We start from the raw sequence: 1,580 nt of genomic DNA, 5'->3' as shown, positions 1-1,580 counted from the left end.
GAATATGAAACGCATGCTGATCCTAGCGGAGACCTACCGGCATGGCTCGCCAACAGCTTCGTTGTTGACCAACCGTTAGGCACACTAGAAAAAATGCGTAGACGCGTCGAAAGCAATAGCTATCAGCTGCCCAAAGAAATGTCGTACATCATTGAGCCACCATTACCATTAGCGATCAAAAATAAATCAATTTCCGAGCAAGCCACAAAACATAAGCAATAGACCGCACCCTCATGTATCCGTGACAAAAAGTGCAACTCAGGTCACATTTGTAGTATCATTGCCGCCCATTTTTTAAGCAGCAGAGAAAGAGATTACGAATGCAACTTTCATCTTTAACCGCAGTTTCACCTATCGATGGCCGTTACGGCTCAAAAGTCACTGACCTTAGGGATATCTTCAGCGAGTTTGGACTTATTAAATTCCGCGTAGAGGTTGAAATTCGTTGGTTGCAAACCTTGGCAGCCCACCCTCAAATTGAAGAATTAAAAGCCTTCTCTGCTGACGCCAACAAGTTCCTAGACGATATCGTAAGTAACTTCTCTGTAGAAGACGCAGAGCGCGTTAAAGAAATTGAACGCACTACAAATCACGACGTAAAAGCAGTTGAATATCTCCTAAAAGAAAAGTTCTCTGCAGCAAAAGGCGACTTCCCTGAATTAGAAGCCGATTCCGAGTTCGTTCACTTTGCTTGTACTTCGGAAGACATCAACAACCTATCTCACGGTTTAATGCTTACTAATGGCATGCAGAAGAGTGTTTTACCGTCAATGAAAGAAGTTGTAAACAAAATGGAAGAACTGGCACTTGAGTACGCTGAAATCCCGATGCTTTCACGTACCCACGGTCAAACAGCCTCGCCTTCTACAATGGGTAAAGAATTTGCAAATGTTGTTGCTCGTTTACGCCGCCAGTTGGCTCAAATCGAGAAAGTTGAAATCCTGGGCAAAATTAATGGCGCTGTAGGTAACTACAATGCTCACCTATCTGCCTACCCTGATGTTGACTGGGCTGAAAATGCTAAAACATTCATCGAGAGCCTAGGACTACAGTTCAACCCGTATACAACACAGATTGAGCCCCACGATTATATTGCAGAATTGTTTGACGCAATTGCCCGCTTCAACACGATTCTAATCGACCTAGACCGCGACATTTGGGCTTACATTTCAATGGCTTTCTTCAAGCAGAAAACAATTGCTGGTGAAGTTGGCTCTTCCACGATGCCTCATAAAGTTAACCCTATCGACTTTGAAAACTCTGAAGGCAACTTAGGCCTGGCAAACGCTATATTAGGCCACTTGGCAGAAAAGCTACCTATCTCTCGCTGGCAGCGTGACCTGACAGATTCTACGGTTCTTCGTAACCTAGGCGTCGGCCTGGCGCACAGCATCATTGCTTACCAGTCCACGCTAAAGGGTCTAAACAAGCTTCAAATTAACCCGGAGCGTTTAGCTCAAGACCTCGACAACGCATGGGAAATCATGGCTGAGCCGATTCAAACCGTTATGCGTCGCTATAAGGTTGAACAACCTTACGAGAAGCTTAAAGAGCTAACTCGCGGTAATGTAATGAACCAG

Annotated in this window: 1 protein-coding gene and 1 pseudogene; both read left to right on the top strand. The window is 44.9% G+C overall.

What is annotated here, in order from left to right:
* Nucleotides 1–222: pseudogene (locus tag A3757_RS25980) on the top strand (hypothetical protein); the annotation flags it as partial.
* 98 nt (nt 223–320) lie between these two features.
* Nucleotides 321–1,580: adenylosuccinate lyase (gene purB / locus A3757_RS00415; protein ID WP_068738951.1), on the top strand; the 1,260-nt coding region annotated here is incomplete at its 3' end.

The organism is Oleiphilus sp. HI0117 (assembly GCF_001635235.1).
The sequence above is the reverse complement of the archived record's forward strand: the minus strand, read 5'-3'. Positions and strand labels throughout refer to the sequence as shown.